2 protein-coding genes are annotated in these 358 nt (G+C 42.7%); one reads left to right on the top strand and one right to left on the bottom strand.

Going from position 1 to position 358, the window contains the following annotated elements; genetic code table 11:
* Positions 1 to 191 (top strand): acetolactate decarboxylase (locus tag AOQ29_RS04860; RefSeq protein ID WP_148666494.1); only part of this gene is annotated, 191 nt, incomplete at its 5' end.
* Positions 192 to 267: 76 nt separating this feature from the next.
* On the opposite strand, the gene AOQ29_RS08045 is transcribed toward AOQ29_RS04860, so the two are convergent.
* Positions 268 to 358 (bottom strand): S-adenosylmethionine:tRNA ribosyltransferase-isomerase (locus AOQ29_RS08045; protein WP_242977437.1); only part of this gene is annotated, 91 nt, incomplete at its 5' end.

Raw genomic sequence — 358 nt, 5'->3', positions numbered from 1 at the left:
ACTCTCACTTCTTGTCAGATGACGAAGAATTAAGCGGTCACGTTTTGACTGGTAAAATTTTATCAGCGACCGTTAAGGTTCAACCGCTTGACACCTTCGAACAAGTTTTGCCTGTTAACAACGCCGACTTCAAGGCCGCTGACTTAACTGACTTAACCATGGTTCACAAAGCTATCGAAGCTGCCGAATAATTGTAAATTAAAAAGAATTAGCTCAGCTGAGCTAATTCTTTTTTTGTGACCTGATTACGGTCATTCATTTTTAAGATTACTTATGGACGAACATGGCATCCCCAAAGGAGAAGAACCGATACTTGGCGTCAACCGCATGCTGGTAGGCATTGAGGATGTGTTCGCGG

Source organism: Fructobacillus ficulneus, assembly GCF_001047075.2.
In the GTDB taxonomy this organism is placed as follows: Bacteria; Bacillota; Bacilli; order Lactobacillales; family Lactobacillaceae; genus Fructobacillus; species Fructobacillus ficulneus.
The sequence above is the reverse complement of the archived record's forward strand: the minus strand, read 5'-3'. Positions and strand labels throughout refer to the sequence as shown.